This window comes from Capnocytophaga sp. oral taxon 864 (assembly GCF_002998835.1).
Taxonomy (GTDB): domain Bacteria; phylum Bacteroidota; class Bacteroidia; order Flavobacteriales; family Flavobacteriaceae; genus Capnocytophaga; species Capnocytophaga ochracea.
This window is the reverse complement of the sequence record NZ_CP027232.1, coordinates 2,323,471-2,343,559: the sequence shown is the minus strand read 5'-3', so window position 1 is coordinate 2,343,559 and position 20,089 is coordinate 2,323,471. Positions and strand designations below refer to the sequence as shown.

The window sequence follows — 20,089 nt, the reverse complement described above, 5'->3', positions numbered from 1 at the left end:
AAATTAGAGAATTAGGAGATGTGTTTGTGAGTTCTGCTAAAAATATGTACTTTTGCCCCCTAAAAACATCAGAATAATGACTACCGCTATCTACAAACACTTCTTTTTGGGGTTTCTCTTTTTAAGTCAGTTTATCTTTGCACAAAAGGGATTGGAGGCGCTTATCATCAGTGATGGGGTACTGCTGAAATGCGACAACAGTAAGTTGCCCCGCGATGGAAGCATCGAACTGCCTCGCACTGTAAACAGAATTGTCAAAGAAGCCTTTAAAGATTGTCTTCCACTGAAATCTATCAGCATTGCGGGAACGGTAACTACTATTGAAGAGGGGGCTTTCTCGGGCTGTACTAACCTTACGAAAGTGGAAATATTGCCTAATTCGGTAACCTATATAGGAGCTCGTGCTTTTGCGAATTGTACTAAACTGTTGATAATATATCTGCCTAATTCGGTTACTAATATAGGGGAAGAAGCGTTTAGAGGATGTTCTTCACTGAAAAAGATAGAGATTCCGGAAAATGTGAGTGAGTTGGGCAATCGGGCTTTTATGGATTGTTCGAGCTTGCAACAGGTGAATTTTCTCGGGGAAAAACTATCGGTGATTTCTTCACAACTCTTCTACCAATGCAAGCAGTTACAAAAGGTGGTGCTCCCTGAAAGCGTGAAAAATATAAGAAGTAGTGCTTTTGCGTACTGCGAAAACCTCTCTTCGGTAACATTTCCTAAGCAATTGGAGAGTATAGGTGATGATGCTTTTGAGTATTGCAGACGATTGATAAGCATTGATATCCCTGATAGTGTAGTGTTTTTAGGGGCAAGTGCTTTCAACAGTTGTAGCAGTTTGATGAAGGTGAAACTGCCTTACGGGTTGCGCCATATCCTAAACGATACTTTTTTGGACTGTACGAGTCTTACTGCTGCTGTGATTCCGGATACGGTAGAGAAAATCAATATACAAGCTTTTAAGAATTGTAGTTCGCTAGTGCGGGTGCAGATGCCTTTGGCTCTTACCAATATTTATTACGCAGCTTTCTACGGCTGTAAGAGTTTGCAATACATTGATTTGCCTGATGAGGTAAAATATATAGGAGGTCTTGCTTTTGGTGAATGCCAGAATATACAAACGGTAGAACTACCGAAAGCGGTAACCGTAATTGCTTCGAAGGTATTTTACAACTGCACGAACCTCGCAGAGGTAAAACTATCAAAGTTTACGACTTCAATAGGGGTGCAGGCGTTTTACGGTTGCGCGAATTTAAAAGAGCTGAATTTGCCGAACACCATAGAAAAGATAGATTTAGGAGCCTTTGAGAATAGTGGACTTATGGAATTACACAGTAAAGCTACAACACCTCCTATTATAAATAAAATAGGCTACCGCGGTAAAGTGGTAGTGCCACATAGGTCACTAAGTTTATACAGAGAAGCGGTAGGGTGGAAAGATTGTGCTTTGGAATAGTGGGAGGGAAAGGTAAAAGGTAAAAAAGGTAAAAGGTAAAAAAGGTAAAAGGTAAAAGAGGTAAAAGATAAAAGGTAAAAGATAAAAGGTAAAAGATAAAAGGTAAAAGATAAGAGATAAAAGGTAAAAGGTAAAGCCAGCGAGGGCTCACAGCTGGGTATGTGAGTAAAAGGTAATGAGGTGGACGGGAATGGTAAAAGGTAAAAGAATGAGGTAGGGAAGAATAAATATTAAAAAAAATAATGTGAAAAGTTTGGCGGATTGAAAAATTCGCCGTACTTTTGCCACCCAAAAGCGCACATAAATAGGCGTAATATTACTCACTTATAACACTAATAAGTTATGATTCAATACATTAAAGAGTCTTATGAAGAGCTAACGAACCACGTTACGTGGCCTACTATTTCGGACGCACAGAGAGAAATGGTGGTAGTAGTGGTGTTTTCCATCTTATTTTCATTAGTAATTTGGGGAATGGATTCTTCTTTTGAATACCTTATAGGTAAGTATTTTGAATTTATGAAATAAAAACAGCGAGGATGTCTGGATTAATAGAAAAAAAATGGTATGTAATTAAAACCGTTACCGGTCAGGAGAACAAAATAAAGAACTACATAGAGAACGAGACCTCACGATTGGGGTATGCGGACTATGTGGAAGAAGTATTAGTGCCTACTGAAAAGGTGGTTCAGGTGCGCAATGGCAAGAAGACCACTAAGGATAGGGTTCATATGCCCGGTTATGTAATGGTAAAAGTTCACTTAGCAGGTGAGGTAGTGCATATCATCAAGTCTATCCCAGGAGTAGTAGGTTTTTTGAGTGAAACCAAAGGAGGTGACCCACTACCCTTGCGCAAAGCTGATGTAAGCCGTATGCTCGGTCAGGTAGATGAATTGGCTGAGACGGTAGAGACGGTAGCGATTCCGTTTGAAGTAGGTGAAATGGTGAAACTTATAGATGGACCTTTCAATGGCTTTAATGCTACCATAGAGCGCGTGAATGAAGAGAAGCGCAAACTTGAAGTGATGGTAAAAATCTTTGGACGCAAAACGCCATTAGAGCTAAGCTACACTCAAGTAGAGAAATTGTAACAAAGTCCTCATAAAAGAGGCATTTAAATAAATTATTAATTATAAACAATGGCAAAAGAAGTTAGTAAAGTAGTTAAACTACAAGCTCGGGGAGGTCAAGCGAATCCTTCGCCACCAATTGGACCCGCATTAGGTGCTGCCGGTGTTAATATTATGGAGTTCTGCAAGCAGTTCAACGCACGTACGCAGGACAAACAAGGGAAAGTACTTCCTGTGGTTATCACCGTTTACAAAGACAAGTCATTCGACTTTGTTATCAAGACTGCGCCTGCTGCTGTTCAGCTATTGGAAGCCGCTAAGGTTAAAGGAGGTTCCGGAGAGCCAAACCGTAAGAAAGTAGCAAGTATCACTTGGGAACAAGTGAGAGCAATTGCAGAAGACAAAATGCCGGATTTGAGTGCATTTACAATTGAATCTGCAATGAGTATGGTTGCTGGTACGGCACGTTCAATGGGTATTACAGTAACTGGAGAAAAACCTTTTTAATCGCAAAGCAATATGGCAAAATTAACAAAGAAACACAAAGAAGCTCTTGCAAAAGTTGATAGAAACAAACTCTATTCATTAAAAGAGGCTTCAGCATTACTCAAAGAAATCACTTACACTAAATTTGATGCTTCTGTGGACATTGCAGTGCGTTTAGGGGTAGACCCACGTAAAGCAAACCAAATGGTGCGAGGCGTAGTTACGCTTCCTCACGGAACAGGTAAAGACGTGCGAGTGCTTGCCTTAGTAACTCCAGAGAAAGAAGCAGAAGCTAAAGCTGCTGGAGCTGATTATGTAGGGCTTGATGAATATCTACAAAAGATAAAAGATGGCTGGACAGATGTAGACGTAATCGTTACTATGCCAGCAGTAATGGGTAAGTTAGGTCCTTTAGGACGTGTATTGGGTCCTCGAGGCTTGATGCCAAACCCTAAAACTGGTACCGTTACTATGGAAATCGGGAAAGCTGTACAAGAAGTAAAGTCTGGTAAAATCGACTTCCGTGTAGACAAAACAGGTATCGTTCACGCCTCTATCGGTAAAATATCCTTCACTGCCGATAAGATTGTAGACAACGCCAATGAGTTAATTCAAACATTAATAAAGATGAAACCTACTGCCGCTAAGGGTGCGTATATGAAATCGATTTATCTTTCATCTACTATGAGCCCAAGTATTGCAGTAGATACTAAAACAGTTTAATTTGTAGTTAAAAACCGAAATTATGACAAGAGAAGAAAAATCATTAGTAATAGATAATTTAACTGCACAGTTAGCTGAGAGTAATGTTATTTATGTAACAGATTTAACTGGTTTGAATGCTCAGGACACAAGCGCATTGCGTCGTGCTTGTTTCAAAGCAAATATCAAATTGGCAGTTGTAAAGAACACTTTGCTTGCCAAAGCAATGGAAGTTTCAGAAAAAGAGTTTGGTGAATTGCCAACTATTCTTAAAGGAAATACCTCATTGATGTATGCTGAAGTAGGGAACGCTCCTGCTAAGCTCATTAAAGAGTTCCGTAAGAAATCAGAGAAACCTATCTTGAAAGGGGCATATGTAGATGCAGCTGTATTTATCGGCGACAATCAATTAGACGCCTTATCAGCTCTCAAATCTAAGAACGAAGTTATTGGTGAAATCATTGGCTTGCTCCAATCACCTGCCAAGAACGTTGTTTCAGCTCTTAAATCAGGAGGAGGTAAATTGGCTGGTATCATCAAGACCTTATCTGAAAAATAAAACTAAACGCACAAAATTATTTTTAAACAATTAAACAAAAACGATAGAAAAATGGCAGATTTAAAAAAATTCGCAGAACAATTAGTAAACTTAACCGTTAAAGAAGTAAACGAGCTTGCACAAATCTTGAAAGATGAGTACGGCATTGAGCCAGCAGCTGCAGCAGTAGCAGTAGCCGCTGGAGGTGCAGTAGCCGGAGGTGCAGCAGAAGCTGGTGCTGAAAAAACAGAATTTGATGTATTCTTGAAATCAGCAGGTGCTAACAAATTAGCGGTTGTTAAATTAGTAAAAGACTTAACTGGTCTTGGACTAAAAGAAGCTAAAGAAGTAGTAGACGGCGCTCCTTCAAAAGTAAAAGAAGGTGTTTCTAAAGAAGAAGCTGAAGGGCTTAAAAAATCTTTAGAAGAAGCTGGTGCAGAAGTAGAATTGAAATAATTTTACTTATAAACCCTATAAGGTTTAGGTCTTTTTCAGTAGGAATTAGACCTAAACCATTTTGTAATTTAAGGCAACAATACAACAACGATATTATGGCAAGAGATTTGTGCCATATCAACTTTAAAAAAGTTTAGGACTTTGACAAAGTCTTAACTATGATAAACTCACGACTAACGACTTACTACTAACGATTAAACAATAATATTAAAGTAAAGAAAATGCTTACGAATCAAACCGCAAGAGTGAATTTTGCTTCCGTGAAACACGTTCCTGAATATCCTGACTTCTTGGATATTCAAATCAAATCGTTTCAAGAGTTCTTTCAGATGGAGACCAAATCGGAAGACCGAGTGCACGAGGGATTGTATCATACCTTTAAAGAGAACTTTCCTATATCGGACACTCGCAACCAATTCGTATTAGAGTTTCTCGACTATTTCGTAGACCCTCCTCGCTACACTATCCAAGAATGTATAGAACGCGGTCTTACCTATAGTGTGCCTCTGAAAGCCCGATTAAAGCTTTATTGTACTGACCCCGAGCACGAAGATTTTGAAACTATCGTACAAGACGTTTATTTGGGCACAATCCCTTATATGACGGCAAGCGGAACATTCGTTATCAACGGAGCTGAGCGTGTAGTAGTATCGCAGTTACACCGTTCACCAGGGGTATTCTTCGGTCAGTCGTTTCACGCTAATGGTACTAAACTCTACTCTGCACGTATTATTCCTTTCAAAGGTTCGTGGATTGAGTTTGCTACCGATATCAACAACGTGATGTACGCCTATATCGACCGTAAGAAGAAACTTCCTGTAACAACACTCTTCCGTGCGATTGGGTTTGAACGCGATAAAGATATATTGGAAATATTCGACCTTGCAGAAGAAATAAAGGTTTCTAAAACAGGGCTTAAAAAATACATCGGTCGTCGTTTGGCTGCCCGTGTGCTCAACACTTGGCACGAAGACTTCGTAGACGAAGATACCGGAGAGGTAGTATCTATCGAGCGTAATGAGATTATCCTCGACCGCGATACTGTACTCGATGAAGATAACATTCAAGAAATCTTAGAGGCTGATGTAAAGACCATTCTTCTTCACAAAGAAGATAGTCAGGCTACCGACTATACCATTATCCACAATACTTTACAAAAAGACCCTACAAACTCTGAGAAAGAAGCAGTGGAACACATTTACCGACAGTTGCGTAATGCTGAACCACCCGATGAGGAAACTGCTCGCGGTATTATCGACAAGCTATTCTTCTCAGACCAACGTTACAACTTGGGAGACGTAGGGCGTTACCGTATCAACAAAAAATTGGGATTGGATACCCCTATGGAAAAGCAAGTGCTTACCAAAGAGGATATCATCACCATCGTGAAATACTTGATTGAGCTCATCAACTCTAAAGCAGAGGTAGATGATATCGACCACTTGTCTAACCGCCGTGTGCGTACGGTAGGAGAGCAATTGGCAGCTCAGTTTGGCGTAGGTCTTTCTCGTATGTCGCGCACTATTCGTGAACGTATGAACGTACGTGACAACGAGGTATTTACTCCTATCGATTTAATCAATGCGAAGACCCTTTCGTCTGTGATTAACTCGTTCTTTGGTACGAACCAATTATCTCAGTTTATGGATCAAACGAATCCATTGGCTGAGATTACCCACAAACGCCGTTTGTCCGCCTTAGGACCTGGAGGTTTGTCGCGTGAGCGTGCGGGTTTCGAGGTGCGAGACGTACACTATACTCACTACGGACGCTTGTGTCCTATTGAAACCCCAGAAGGACCAAATATTGGTTTGATATCTTCGTTGGCGGTATTCTCGAAGGTAAACGGTATGGGCTTTATAGAAACGCCTTACCACAAAGTTACTAATGGGAAGGTAGACCTTAAAGATATGACCTACCTCACTGCCGAAGACGAAGAAGGACTCAAAATTGGTATGGCTAATATCGCATTAGACGATAAAGCTAATATCATTGAGGAAAAAGTGGTTGTAAAAGAAGATGGTGACTTCCCTGTAATTGAACCTAACGAAGTACAATATATAGACGTCGCGCCTAACCAAATCGCTTCTATTTCGGCTTCCCTTATTCCGTTCTTGGAACACGACGACGCGAACCGTGCGTTGATGGGCTCGAATATGATGCGTCAGGCAGTACCTTTGTTAAGACCTGAAGCGCCTATCGTAGGAACAGGTTTGGAACGCCGTGTAGCTTCAGATGCCCGTGTGCTTATGAATGCAGAGGGTGATGGTACAGTTGATTATGTAGATGCTGATAAAATCATTATCACTTATGACCGTACTGATGAACAAAAATTAGTGAGCTTTGATGCTGATGAAACAGTATATAACCTTATCAAATTCCAAAAAACAAACCAAGGCACTTGTATCAACCTAAAACCGATAGTTGAAAAAGGTGAGAGAGTGAAAAAAGGTCAGGTGTTGTGTGAAGGTTATGCTACTGAAAACGGAGAGTTAGCACTCGGTCGTAATATGAAGGTAGCGTTTATGCCTTGGAAAGGTTATAACTTTGAGGACGCGATTGTGATTTCGGAACGCGCTGTACGTGAGGATTTATTCACTTCTATCCATATTGATGAATACGCTTTGGAAGTGCGTGATACTAAATTGGGAGCCGAAGAACTTACCAATGATATCCCTAACGTATCGGAAGATGCGACCAAAGATTTGGACGAATACGGTATGATTCGCATTGGAGCAGAAGTACGCCCAGGGGATATTCTTATCGGTAAGATTACTCCTAAAGGAGAATCAGACCCTACCCCTGAAGAGAAACTCCTCCGTGCTATCTTTGGTGATAAAGCAGGTGATGTGAAAGACGCTTCTCTAAAAGCTTCACCTTCACTTTACGGGGTGGTTATCGACAAGAAATTGTTCTCACGTGCGGTAAAAGACAAACGCAAACGCAGTAAAGATAAAGAAGATGTAGCACAATTAGAAGCTGATTACAACGCTAAGTTTGAAGCTCTTCGCTCTAAATTATTGGAAAAACTATACAGTTTGGTAGCTGAAAAGACTTCGGAAGGAGTAGTAAACGACCTCGGTGAAGAAATTGTGCCTAAAGGTAAGAAATATACTAAAAAAGTGCTTGAAGGCATTGAGGATTATGCTCATCTTACTTCTGCAGGTTGGACTGACGATAAGCACATCAACGGTCTTATAGACGACCTTTTGCATAACTATCGCATTCGTGAAAATGACCTGCAAGGAGGATTACGTCGCGATAAATTTACCATTGCTGTGGGTGACGAATTGCCTGCAGGTATCCTCAAATTAGCTAAGATTTATGTGGCTAAGAAACGTAAGTTAAAAGTAGGGGATAAGATGGCAGGTCGCCACGGTAACAAGGGTATCGTAGCACGTATCGTTCGCGATGAGGATATGCCATTCCTTGAAGACGGAACTCCGGTAGACATCGTGTTGAACCCTCTTGGGGTACCTTCACGTATGAACATCGGTCAGATATACGAAACTGTATTGGGTTGGGCAGGACAAAAGCTCGGCAAGAAGTTTGCAACTCCTATCTTCGATGGAGCATCGCTTGAGCAAATTAATGAGCTTACCGATGAAGCAGGCGTACCACGTTTCGGTCATACTTACCTATACGATGGTGGTACTGGTGAACGTTTCGACCAAAAAGCAACTGTAGGTGTGATTTATATGATTAAGCTCGGACATATGATTGACGATAAGATGCACGCTCGTTCTATCGGTCCGTACTCACTTATCACCCAACAGCCATTGGGAGGTAAAGCCCAATTTGGTGGACAGCGTTTTGGAGAGATGGAGGTATGGGCATTGGAGGCTTATGGAGCATCTAGTACCTTACGCGAAATCTTAACTGTAAAATCTGACGACGTAGTAGGTCGTGCCAAAACTTACGAAGCGATTGTAAAAGGTGAGACAATGCCAGAACCAGGCTTGCCAGAATCTTTCAACGTATTGATGCACGAGCTTAAAGGTCTTGGATTGGATATCAGACTTGAAGAATAATGATTAATGGTTAATGATTAATTGTTGAAATTATAATAAAATTCCAAACTATTGAATATTCAGTAGTTTGGAATTTTTGTTTTTATATAGGAGGTTAAGGAAAAGGGAAGATGATTATCCCCAAGTGCTTAGCCAAAATTCATCAAAAAGGGTATTACCTGTCCAATCCCATTCTTTTTCCTTTTTTGCTGAGTTAAGTACCTCATCCATAGTATAAGCCCTATAACTTGCTGAGATGCATTCCTTTTCTTCCCAATCGCTTAGTTCACTTTTACAAGAAAAAAATACATATTCACGGTTGAATTCTGTGTCTTTATAGTATCGCTCAAAAGTTTCCTTATAGTTTTGCAATTGGTTGTTGTGAATAGAGGTATAAACCTTATTCTCAAGAAGGAGTGCGTACTTTTCTTCCTTTTGTGTTTCGTTGTTAAACAAGTAAAACTCTGCACAGAGGTCTATACTTTTCCATTGTAACCAAGTTTTTACTTGCTTAATTTCGTACTTACTTAGTTTTTCAGCATCACCAAAAAGCAGTACAGAAGTTATACTTTTGCAGTATTCCTCCATTTTAGGATTATGATAATCTCTTTCTCTATTAGTAATGCAACGAAGTGTCCAAGATAAGAAGAAGTCTACCAAACTTTCTTTTCTGCCTGTATTTTTTTCATCGTGCATAAAGAACGATTTTGTTTCGTCCATTCTGTCTTTTTCCATTTTGTATAGTTTTTAAAAATATTCTTCTCTCAAGCCCTTTTTTATTTTTTCATTGTCTAGTGTAAAAGTATATTCTTCTGGGAAATACTCTGAAAGTTCTAATTCTGAGGTACTGAACTGTAGTTCAGAAAGGAGAGGGTATTCTTCTTTTATGTCTAAATCATACTCGCTTTTAATTATAAATTTAGGTGTATTTTCTCCTCCTATTTTAGCAACGTTCTTAATATCTATTGGTAATAGATAAGCATCTTTTAAAATCCATCTCTTTATATCATTAGAGAAAAATATTTTCGATGTATCATAATAAATGTATTTTGCTGACATTTGATCATTATAATAAGAAGTATAGTCTTCTATTTCTTCTTTCAATTGAATAGCTTCTTCTTTTCCTATTTTAAGATTACTTTCTACTGAAATAGTATCTTCGGTATAATCATTATAGCCTCTATAATCATCATTAGCAGTTAGAATGCGATGTAGTTCTTCTTCTGTTTTATAACTGTATATAGGAATACTTCTACCTATAGTAATTGGATAAATCTCTTCGTCGGCATTATACTTACCTAAATTAATATAGAATCTCAATTCACGAAGTATTGAAACAACTATATCTGAACTAATTTCTTGAATTTTTTCTTTTCCATTGTTTTGTAGTCTTTCCTTAAACTCATTGGTTGTTTCAAATTCTCCTTTTTGTGCCCATTTTAAGAAGTTATCTTTAATTCTTGCTTTTATTTTTGCTATATCTGAAGTGTTTCTTAAAGATTCTTGCTCTTTTCTAATTCTTGCTTCCTCTTCTTCAAGCCTCTTTGTTTCTCGTTCCTGTTCTTCTTTAAGGCGTTTTTCTTGTAGTTCCTGTTCTCTTTTAGTCTTAGCTAATTTTTCTTGCTCTTCTCGTTTTTGCTGTTGAATTATTTGTCGCTGTTTCTCTTCTTTTTCTTTTTTGAGTTCAGCAGGAGTTTTGAGTTTTTCAGCGGCTTTCATTTCGTCTGCTATTTTAGTGATAAGTGCGTATGCTTGTATTGAACCGTGTTTTTTGCTATAAGTAGCGAGTTTTTGGTTAAACATTCCTCTAAGCATAGCTTCACCGAAGTCTTTATCTTTTCTTAGCCGATTAATTTCAGAAAGAGGAATACCTACCTGCTGTAAGTATTTATTCTCTATGGCTTCTACTTTTTTCTGATAAGCTGTTTTTTGTTGTGCAAAAGTAGGAACTACCAATAACAATAGTAGCCCTATTAAAAACATTCTTTTCATTGTATTTTGAATTTTGTTAATAATATTCTATGGTTCTTATGGTAACAGATTTAGGGGTAGCATCTTGGAAGTAAATTCTTTTTACCCAATTTCCTTTGCTATCTGATTCATAACGAGAATAAGATACTTCAATCCACTTATCTTCAAGTTTTGTAGTAGTATTTCGTTTTCCTATAAGATTACCCTTACTGTCATATTCTGAATATTCTATTCTCTCTCCTACTTTTATATCAGGAATAGGGTCGCTACTATACTCATCACTTATGATAGGAGTTCTATGCTCTATCAATTGATTATTTTCATTATACTTAAAGAACTCATTAAATTTTTTATCATCAGCTCCGAGAACAATTAGATTACCTTTCTCATCATACTGATAATTTTTCTCAGAAAAAACGAGATACTCACCTGCTATGTTCTCTTCTGTCCTGATTAATTGTCCCTTTGAGTTATATTTATAAATTATTTCATCTCTTGTACTACCATTAGGCAAAATTATTTTCTTCTTACTTTTATGCCCCTCATTATCATATTCATAAATATAAGACATTCTTTTATCCTTAGGACGGTGATCTGTGTAGTATTCCTCATACTCTTCTCTTACAAGTCTATCTCCTTCGTAAATATAAGTAGTTTTAGTATTCAAAAACCTATTGGGTAATGGCTCTGAAGTAGCTATTTCTGTAACATTTCCTTTTTTATTGAACAAGATTTTTTTTGTACCTTCATAGCTAAGTTCTTCCCCTGCTACAATTCTTCCTGACTCTTCTACTGCCTTATAAGTAGCATACTCAATGGATTTTACATTCCCTTTTAGTTCATATTTTTGCAAATCTTCAGTCTGCTTGTCAGATTGCCCACAAGCTATCTGTAATAGTAAACTAATTAATAATATGATTCTATTCCTCATTTTGTTGTTTTTTTGAGGAAGTAGATTGTATGCTTTACAACCTACTTCGTTGGTTTATATAATTTTAGCTAATAATTCTTGTGCTTTTTTATTATTGTTGTTGCTACTTTTGGTAAGCCATTCGATAGCTTTCTCTTGGTTTTTATCAACAAAGATACCTTCTAAGTAGCAAAATCCTAAATTATATTGAGCTCTTGCTTCTCCTTGAGCAGCAGCTTTTTCCCACCAAAAAAAAGCATTCTCATAAGATTGAGGGTTAGATCTCCCTTCAAAGAAACGGAATCCCATTTCAAATTGAGCTTCAGCATCTCCATTTTCTGCTTTTTCTAAAACTTTGCTTCCTCCGAAAATATCTACTTGTGCTTTTTCCATATTTTCCAAGTATTTAGCAGCTTCATCTTGTTTAGTGGCTATGGCTGATTTTCTTAAGGTTTTACCCCATTTGTTATCTGTGAATTCTCCATCTGCCCCCAATAGATAGAATTCATAAAAAGGTATCAACATATACCAACCTGATTTACCACAATCGTGACATCTTTTTACTCCTTGTGTTAAGTTAAAAAATATCAACGGAACAAAAGCTAATACATAAACTAAAAAAGCTGTGTTTACATTCTCAAAAGACTCAAAAATATGGTCTATAAGGTAAGCTCTCAGAATGATGTAATATGCCAAACTGATTAAAAAAGTAATGACGTATTCTTTTCTACTAATACGTCCTTTAAATGAAAATGGTGCTTTAAACATAGTATAATAATTTTATTTGGTTACCTACTCTCTTCAGGCTTTTCGGTTTCCGCCTTGTTGTTTATATAAGGACAAAAAAACGCGGTGCATTCCTTGTTTACCCATTACAGAAGCCCGACCAAAGGCTCACTACAAAGTAAAAAGGAATGCCCACGTAACCGCAGGCACTTCCACTTCACTTTCCTGTAGTGTAAAGAAAAATTGGTCGTATTTCTGTAAAGGAAAATGTAAAGCGAAACGCTAATATTGTTTATGTCTTTAAATGGCTATTTAACCGCAGTTAAATAGTGTTTAAATTGTTCTCGGTTGTCTAATTTTGGTGCATAGTTACGACAATTTTTTGTACTATGCAAGTTTTTAACATTTATTTTTTTACAGATGAGTTGTAAAAAATTAGAAATCAAATAGCAGAAGATAGAGCAATGAGGGTGTGAGCACTAATATTTTTCGAACTTTATCGCGAGTGATAAGTATTGCTATAAATATAACTTTTTCTAACATAAGAGCTACAATTTTAATCCTTTTAAGGCGTCTAATAGTATTTCTACTCTTTGTTTGCAACTCTCGAAGAAAGCTTCACTCTTTACAATTTAGCGCCCTCCCGTAGCATCCAAAAGTTCGTTGTTCTTTTGGGTGATAGTAGCGACTTGCTGTAATAGATTTTTTAGTTCTTTCATTATTATTCTTTTGGGCTACAAAATTAAGAAATTAAATAAGAATCAAAATTACTTTTTATCTTATAAAAGTATATTTATACGTTTTATTGTTATATCATTAAAAAAAATCTTATCTTTGCTCTCATTATCAATGATTATTTGTTATATTGAATATGAATTTTATCACTGAAAACCAAATAGAGTATCAAGCATTCTTTACCTTTTGGCATAAAAAAGAAGCTGAAATTGTAGTCCGTTTTGATGCTGAACGCCACTTTACAGAAGGAGAAAAGCAAGAAGTATTTCAGCAAGTAGCAACCAAAATACAGTGGTTGGAACAGCACAAGGAAGCTGTTTTAGAGTTTCTCCTCAAAAATGAAGAGGTAAGAGAACTTTTTGAAGAAGCCCAAGAAGAACGGGAAGAAGAAGGCGAGCAAGCAGTTTCTGATGAGCAGTTTTGTGAGGCGGTATATTTGCACAATCTGTATTGTGAAGTAGGCAAAGAAATAGCCTGCACTTTTGATATAGATACCGCCCCTGACTACTTTCTTGGTCATTTGGTGAATATAAAACTTGATGATAGCTATCATCTTAGCTTAGAAACTATTAGCGGATAATAATAATACTGAATTGTAACTTAATGTAATATAACAATTATGAATATATGTCCTGCCATCACAACTGATATAGCCTTATTACAGGCTATTGGCAAGCAAACTTTCTACGAAACCTTTGCTGAGACTAATACTCCAGAGGATATGGAGCAATATCTCACTACGAGTTTTGGAACAGCCAAAATACAGCAAGAACTATCGAATCCAGATTCTCTTTTCTTCTTTGTTGAAGAAGAAAACAAGGTGATAGGCTATTTGAAGCTTAATTTTTCCTCTGCTCAAACAGAACCACAAGACCCTAATGCAATGGAAATAGAACGTATCTATGTGTTGAAGGAATTTCACGGCAGTGGGGTAGGTCAAGCGCTTTATCAAAAAGCTATTGAAGTAGCTAAAGAGCGAAGAGTACCCTATGTATGGCTGGGGTATGGGAGAAGAACAAAAGAGCCTTACGTTTTTACCAAAAAAATGGATTTGTAGCTTTTGATACCCACACCTTCGTCTTAGGTTCTGATGCTCAAACCGATATATTAATGAAACTGTCGATGTTTTGAAATATCCCCCCCTTACTTTAAAAAATACAATGATTAGTTATACGCAAAAAGAACACGGCTGGGCAACGGTAACTATTAGCAATGGCACTGCCGAAATAGCCTTTGTAGCCTCTCACTTGCACGATAGTAGGCAAGATTTGATACGCTCGGTAGCAACCTTACAAAAGTACAAAGAAGCAACCGTTGTTTTTCAAGACGAACCCGATGGTTATGTACTTCATTTAGAGCGCGAGGACAAGCATTGCTATTATACCCTTCATTCCTTTAAAGGTTATGACCCAACAGCTCTTTGCGAGTTGGTTTTAGAAGGAAACATCAGTTTTGCAAGTTATAAAAACGATATAGCAAAGATTAAATAACACTATATGGAAATTACACAAGCCCTTAAAACAGAAATTTACCACACCCTTACCGACTTTTTAGAAGCCTATAAAGCTGAAGATGCCCAAGTATTAGCTGAAAAGTTTGATATTTCGGGAGAATTTTTAGAAGAAATCTATGAAATGTTTGACTTTGTAGAAGATAAAAGCGTATTGCACCTCTTTCCTATAGAAGAAATGGATAAAAAAGAAGGTGGAGGGGTGAATTTAAAGGTGTATAACTTCAATAATGATGATACCGCTGTGGGAATAGAAGCTCACTTGTGGGATGATCAAGAATATTTTGCCGTCATCAAAGGATATTACAACCTTAGTGACCAATTTCCTAAGTTTGTATTTCACTATTTTAGTGTTTAATATGCATTGTCCACTTTGCCAAAGGTCGTAGCACGACAGGCAGAGAAAATTAGGAAATGAGAAAATGAGATAAATGCCAATAAAACCAAATAATACCAATAATATCAGAAATAATCAACTTTGGCAAAGTTTGAGATGAAAAAGCGATGCGTTGGGCAATGGTTGGAGAATTCGGAAGGAAACGAAGATTTTCAGAAGGAGACTAAGGGGCTTTTTAATGAAAAAAGGGTGTAAGGAGGGTGGGGTTAGCTTATAGAGAGCTTATAGGAAGCTTATACGAATCTTGGACGATTGGTATAGGAAGGGCATATAAGTGATTGACTCATAGTATAATACAGCGATGCAAAAAATGGTAAAAACGGGGTTTCGAGGCGAAAGAAAGAGGAATCCTCACCCCGTCCCTCTCCCAAGGAGAGGGGGATATAGCGACGGAAAGGAGAAGAAATAATTAAAAAATTAGCAAATTAGAAAATTAGTAAATGGGAAAGTGTGAGGTCTTAGGGCATAGGCACTAGGGGAAAGTATGATAAAAAAAGGAACAAGTGACGAGAGACTAAGGACGAATGATGAAGGTAATACGGAGGAAATTTCAACTTTGAGAAAGGGCATAGCACGACAAGCAAATTAGAACCTTTGGCAAAAATAGTAGCAGGACAGGCGAGTAGAAACTTTGAAAGTGTAAAAGTTTAAGACTTCGATAAATTTTATGCTACTAACTATCAACCTCTTAAAATATTCTTCTAAAAATATTACGAAAAAATAATTGCTATTTTAAAAAATAGTTGTACTTTTGCACGATATTTTGTAAATAGGCTTCGTGGGGAGACCTCTATGAAGCCCGATAAATTTATTATATTCACCATAAATAATATGGCAAGAGAAAAAAATACAGCTGTTCCTAAATTTGATAAGATTTCGATTGGTTTGGCCTCTCCTGAATCTATCTTAGCCGTTTCACGCGGTGAGGTTACTAAACCTGAAACTATCAACTATCGTACTCACAAACCTGAACGCGACGGGTTGTTTTGTGAGCGTATTTTTGGTCCTGTAAAGGACTATGAATGTGCTTGTGGTAAATACAAACGCATTCGTTATAAAGGCATCGTCTGCGACCGTTGTGGCGTGGAAGTAACCGAGAAAAAAGTACGCCGCGAAAGAGTAGGACATATCAACCTTGTGGTGCCTATCGCTCACATTTGGTATTTCCGCTCATTACCTAACAAAATAGGTTATTTGTTAGGGCTTCCTTCGAAAAAGTTGGATATGATTATCTACTACGAGCGCTATGTAGTTATCCAACCAGGTATTGCCAAAGGACCAGAAGGTGAAGATTTACAATACTTAGACTTCCTTTCAGAAGAAGAATATCTCGCTATTACTGAGAGTCTTCCTGCTGATAACCAATATTTAGAAGATACTGACCCTAATAAGTTTATCGCTAAAATGGGGGCTGAGTGTCTTCTTGAACTCTTAGAACGTTTGGATTTAGACGCACTTTCTTACGACTTGCGTCACAAAGCTAATAACGAAAGTTCTAAACAACGCAAAACTGAAGCTCTTAAACGCTTACAAGTGGTAGAGGCGTTCCGCGAATCTCAAAGAAACCGCGAGAACAAGCCTGAATGGATGATAATGAAGGTGATTCCTGTGATTCCGCCTGAATTGCGCCCGTTGGTACCACTTGATGGGGGACGTTTTGCGACTTCCGACCTTAACGATCTTTACAGACGTGTAATTATTCGCAATAACCGTCTAAAACGCTTGATGGAAATCAAAGCGCCTGATGTGATTTTGCGCAATGAGAAACGTATGCTTCAAGAGTCGGTAGATTCACTTTTCGACAACACACGTAAATCATCAGCTGTAAAAACAGAGTCTAATCGTCCGCTTAAATCACTTTCTGACTCATTGAAAGGTAAGCAAGGGCGCTTCCGTCAGAACCTCCTCGGTAAACGTGTAGACTATTCAGCACGTTCGGTAATTGTGGTAGGTCCTGAACTCAAAATGTACGAATGTGGTTTGCCAAAGAATATGGCAGCCGAACTCTATAAGCCGTTTGTAATACGTAAGCTCATCGAGCGCGGTATTGTGAAAACGGTGAAATCAGCTAAGAAAATCATTGACAAGAAAGAGCCCGTAGTATGGGATATTTTGGAGAATGTAATTAAAGGTCACCCTGTACTACTGAACCGTGCTCCTACTTTGCACCGTTTGGGTATTCAGGCATTCCAACCTAAGCTCATCGAAGGGAAAGCAATACAGTTGCACCCACTTGTGTGTACAGCGTTCAACGCCGACTTCGACGGTGACCAAATGGCGGTGCACTTGCCATTAGGTCCTGAGGCTATCTTAGAGGCACAACTCTTGATGTTGGCTTCACACAATATCCTTAACCCTGCGAATGGTTCGCCTATTACCGTACCTTCACAAGATATGGTCTTGGGGCTTTACTACATTACCAAAGGTCGTAAGTCTACCCCTGAATATCCTATTAAAGGGGAAGGCTCAGTTTTTTATTCAGCAGAAGAAGTGAATATCGCTTATAACGAAGGAAAGCTCAGCTTAAACGCTTTTATTAAAGTGAAAGTGCGTGACCTCGACGAAAATGGCAATGTGTATTACCCCGTAGTAGAAACTACTACTGGACGTGTGCTCTTCAATGAGCTTGTGCCTTTGGAAGTAGGCTACATCAATGAGGTACTTACCAAAAAGTCATTGCGTGATATCATCGGTCGTATCCTCAAAGCTACTAGCATTCCTGTAACGGGAGACTTCCTTGACAAAATCAAGAATATGGGATACCGTTTTGCCTTTAAAGGCGGATTGTCGTTCAGTTTAGGGGATATCATCATTCCGCAAGAAAAAGCTGATATGATAGCCGAAGCCAACGGACTCGTAGATGGTATTATGATGAACTATAATATGGGGCTCATTACCAATAACGAACGTTATAATCAGGTGATTGACGTGTGGACATCTACCAATGCTCAGCTTACTGAATTGGCGATGAAACGCATCAGCACAGACCAGCAAGGGTTCAACTCAGTATATATGATGCTCGACTCGGGAGCGCGTGGTTCTAAGGAGCAAATTCGTCAGCTTACCGGTATGCGTGGTTTGATGGCAAAACCTAAGAAATCGAGCGTAGGGGGTGGTGAAATCATCGAGAACCCTATCTTGTCGAACTTTAAAGAAGGACTATCTATCCTCGAATACTTTATTTCTACCCACGGTGCCCGTAAAGGTCTTGCCGATACTGCTTTGAAAACAGCCGATGCGGGTTACTTAACTCGTCGTTTGGTAGACGTATCACAAGACGTGATTATTAATACAGAAGACTGTGGTACCTTGCGTGGGGTAGAAGTACGTGCCCTCAAAAAGAACGAGGAAGTAGTAGAAACTCTTGGCGAGCGCGTTTTAGGACGTGTATCGCTCCACGATGTATACAATCCTCTCACCGAAGAACTTATTGTGGGTGCTGGTGAAGAAATTACTGAAAAAATAGTAGATAAAATAGAAGCCGCTCCTATCGATATGATAGAAGTACGCTCGGCACTTACCTGTGAAGCAAAACACGGTATTTGTGCAAAATGTTACGGTCGAAACCTTTCTACCGGACGTATGGTACAGAAAGGGGAAGCCGTAGGAGTAGTAGCTGCCCAGTCTATCGGTGAACCAGGTACCCAGCTTACCTTGCGTACCTTCCACGCAGGTGGGGTTGCGGGTAACGTATCAGAAGAAAATAAAACTGAAGCCCGTTTTGACGGTGTACTAGAAATAGAAGACTTACGGGTAGTTCGTGGTAAAGACAACGAACAAAACCCTGTGGACGTAGTAGTGCGTTCATCTGAGCTCCGCGTGCTTGACCCTACTACCAAAATGGTACTTCAAACACACGATATTCCTTATGGAGCGCACATCTTTGTAAAAGACAAAGAAGAAGTGAAAAAAGGAACTTTACTCTTCCAATGGGATCCCTATAATGCGGTAATCATCTCGGAATACTCTGGTAAAATCGCTTATGAAGATATCGAACAGGGAGTTACTTACCAAGTGGAAATAGACGAGCAAACAGGCTTCCAAGAAAAAGTGATTGTAGAATCGCGTAACAAGAAGCTGATTCCTACCTTGCTCATCACTGATAAGAATGGCGAAACGCTTCGCTCTTACAACTTGCCTGTGGGTGCTCACATTATGGTGGACAACAACAGCAAGATTGAAGAAGGTAAGGTGCTTGTGAAAATACCGCGTAGCTCTGCCAAAGCTGGGGATATTACAGGAGGTCTTCCTCGTGTTACTGAGCTCTTCGAAGCACGTAACCCATCGAACCCTGCTATCGTATCCGAAATTGACGGAGTGGTATCGTTCGGTAAAATTAAACGTGGTAATAAAGAGGTAATCGTTACCTCACGCTCGGGCGAAGAACGCAAATACTTGGTGAAATTATCGAGCCAAATCTTGGTACAAGAAAACGACTTTGTACGTGCAGGTAAACCACTTTCCGACGGCTCTGTAACACCTGATGATATCTTGCGTATTAAAGGACCATCGGCAGTACAGCAGTATTTAGTAAACGAAGTACAAGAGGTATATCGCTTGCAAGGGGTGAAAATTAACGATAAACACTTTGAGGTTATCGTCCGCCAGATGATGCGTAAAGTGGAAATCCAAGACCCAGGTGATACTCTTTACCTCGAAGGTCAGTTAGTTCACAAAGACGATTTTATCGAGGAAAACGACCGCTTGTTTGGTAAGAAAGTAGTAGAAGACGCCGGAGACTCCGAAAACTTAAAAGCCGGACAAATAGTGAGCCTGCGTGAATTGCGCGATGAGAACTCACTACTCAAACGCTCCGATAAGAACTTGGTAATCGCTCGCGATGTGATTCCTGCTACTGCTATGCCAGTGCTACAAGGTATCACTCGTGCATCGTTGCAAACCAAATCGTTTATCTCAGCAGCTTCTTTCCAAGAAACTACGAAGGTATTAAACGAAGCAGCGGTAAGTGGTAAAGTAGACTTCCTCGACGGCTTGAAAGAAAATGTAATCGTAGGTCACCGTATCCCTGCAGGTACCGGACTCAAAGAATACGAGAAAATCATCGTAGGTTCTAAAGCCGATTTAGAACCCGTGGTAGAAAAGAAAAAATCGAGATAGA

At 38.9% G+C, this 20,089-nt stretch carries 16 protein-coding genes and 1 pseudogene; 13 read left to right on the top strand and 4 right to left on the bottom strand.

The window, feature by feature from the left end; genetic code table 11:
- Nucleotides 1-76 precede the first annotated feature (76 nt).
- The 8 genes from C3V44_RS10560 to rpoB all read left to right on the top strand — a co-directional run bounded on the left by C3V44_RS10560 (nt 77) and on the right by rpoB (nt 8,742).
- Nucleotides 77-1,459 (top strand): leucine-rich repeat domain-containing protein, encoded by a 1,383-nt coding sequence (locus tag C3V44_RS10560; RefSeq protein WP_106096431.1) that lies wholly within the window; start codon nt 77-79, stop codon nt 1,457-1,459.
- Between the two features lie 342 nt (nt 1,460-1,801).
- A complete protein-coding gene (gene secE / locus C3V44_RS10555) occupies nt 1,802-1,987 on the top strand; it encodes a preprotein translocase subunit SecE (protein WP_002673667.1) in 186 nt (61 codons plus the stop codon).
- A gap of 11 nt (nt 1,988-1,998) precedes the next feature.
- Nucleotides 1,999-2,550, top strand: a complete 552-nt coding sequence (gene nusG, locus C3V44_RS10550) for a transcription termination/antitermination protein NusG (protein ID WP_002673668.1) — start codon at nt 1,999-2,001, stop codon at nt 2,548-2,550.
- Nucleotides 2,551-2,598: 48 nt separating this feature from the next.
- Complete coding sequence (rplK, locus tag C3V44_RS10545) at nt 2,599-3,036, top strand: 50S ribosomal protein L11 (RefSeq protein WP_002673669.1); 438 nt, start codon at nt 2,599-2,601, stop codon at nt 3,034-3,036.
- A 12-nt stretch (nt 3,037-3,048) separates the two neighbouring features.
- Nucleotides 3,049-3,738 carry a 50S ribosomal protein L1 gene (gene rplA, locus C3V44_RS10540; protein ID WP_002673670.1) on the top strand — a complete coding sequence of 230 codons (690 nt, stop codon included), beginning with the start codon at nt 3,049-3,051 and terminating at the stop codon, nt 3,736-3,738.
- A 22-nt stretch (nt 3,739-3,760) separates the two neighbouring features.
- On the top strand, nt 3,761-4,276 hold the full coding sequence (gene rplJ / locus C3V44_RS10535; RefSeq protein ID WP_002673671.1) for a 50S ribosomal protein L10: 516 nt from the start codon (nt 3,761-3,763) through the stop codon (nt 4,274-4,276).
- 51 nt (nt 4,277-4,327) lie between these two features.
- Complete coding sequence (rplL, locus tag C3V44_RS10530; RefSeq protein ID WP_002673673.1) at nt 4,328-4,711, top strand: 50S ribosomal protein L7/L12; 384 nt, start codon at nt 4,328-4,330, stop codon at nt 4,709-4,711.
- 221 nt (nt 4,712-4,932) lie between these two features.
- Nucleotides 4,933-8,742, top strand: coding sequence for a DNA-directed RNA polymerase subunit beta (gene rpoB, locus C3V44_RS10525; RefSeq protein ID WP_009411590.1), 3,810 nt, complete (start codon nt 4,933-4,935; stop codon nt 8,740-8,742).
- A gap of 114 nt (nt 8,743-8,856) precedes the next feature.
- Here the strand turns inward: rpoB and C3V44_RS10520 are convergent, their stop codons facing one another.
- From C3V44_RS10520 to C3V44_RS10505, 4 genes are read right to left on the bottom strand one after another with little or no spacing between them, the layout of a single operon-like run.
- The gene (locus C3V44_RS10520) at nt 8,857-9,456 is read right to left on the bottom strand and encodes a PD-(D/E)XK nuclease family protein (protein ID WP_106096430.1); all 600 of its coding nucleotides are present in this window, start codon (nt 9,454-9,456) and stop codon (nt 8,857-8,859) included.
- A 12-nt stretch (nt 9,457-9,468) separates the two neighbouring features.
- Nucleotides 9,469-10,713, bottom strand: coding sequence for a hypothetical protein (locus C3V44_RS10515; protein WP_129588188.1), 1,245 nt, complete (start codon nt 10,711-10,713; stop codon nt 9,469-9,471).
- A 16-nt stretch (nt 10,714-10,729) separates the two neighbouring features.
- Nucleotides 10,730-11,623, bottom strand: a complete 894-nt coding sequence (locus C3V44_RS10510) for a hypothetical protein (protein ID WP_106096428.1) — start codon at nt 11,621-11,623, stop codon at nt 10,730-10,732.
- Nucleotides 11,624-11,677: 54 nt separating this feature from the next.
- Nucleotides 11,678-12,370, bottom strand: a complete 693-nt coding sequence (locus C3V44_RS10505; protein WP_106096427.1) for a DUF805 domain-containing protein — start codon at nt 12,368-12,370, stop codon at nt 11,678-11,680.
- Between the two features lie 829 nt (nt 12,371-13,199).
- On the opposite strand from C3V44_RS10505, the gene C3V44_RS10500 reads away from it, so the two are divergent.
- The 5 genes and pseudogenes from C3V44_RS10500 to rpoC all read left to right on the top strand — a co-directional run bounded on the left by C3V44_RS10500 (nt 13,200) and on the right by rpoC (nt 20,088).
- Nucleotides 13,200-13,643 carry a DUF2262 domain-containing protein gene (locus C3V44_RS10500; RefSeq protein ID WP_016479822.1) on the top strand — a complete coding sequence of 148 codons (444 nt, stop codon included), beginning with the start codon at nt 13,200-13,202 and terminating at the stop codon, nt 13,641-13,643.
- A 39-nt stretch (nt 13,644-13,682) separates the two neighbouring features.
- Nucleotides 13,683-14,194, top strand: a pseudogene (locus C3V44_RS10495) (N-acetyltransferase family protein).
- A gap of 29 nt (nt 14,195-14,223) precedes the next feature.
- A complete protein-coding gene (locus C3V44_RS10490) occupies nt 14,224-14,553 on the top strand; it encodes a hypothetical protein (protein ID WP_016479824.1) in 330 nt (109 codons plus the stop codon).
- A 6-nt stretch (nt 14,554-14,559) separates the two neighbouring features.
- Nucleotides 14,560-14,931, top strand: a complete 372-nt coding sequence (locus C3V44_RS10485) for a hypothetical protein (RefSeq protein ID WP_016479825.1) — start codon at nt 14,560-14,562, stop codon at nt 14,929-14,931.
- An 870-nt stretch (nt 14,932-15,801) separates the two neighbouring features.
- Nucleotides 15,802-20,088 (top strand): DNA-directed RNA polymerase subunit beta', encoded by a 4,287-nt coding sequence (gene rpoC / locus C3V44_RS10475; RefSeq protein WP_009418470.1) that lies wholly within the window; start codon nt 15,802-15,804, stop codon nt 20,086-20,088.
- Nucleotide 20,089: the final 1 nt, after the last annotated feature.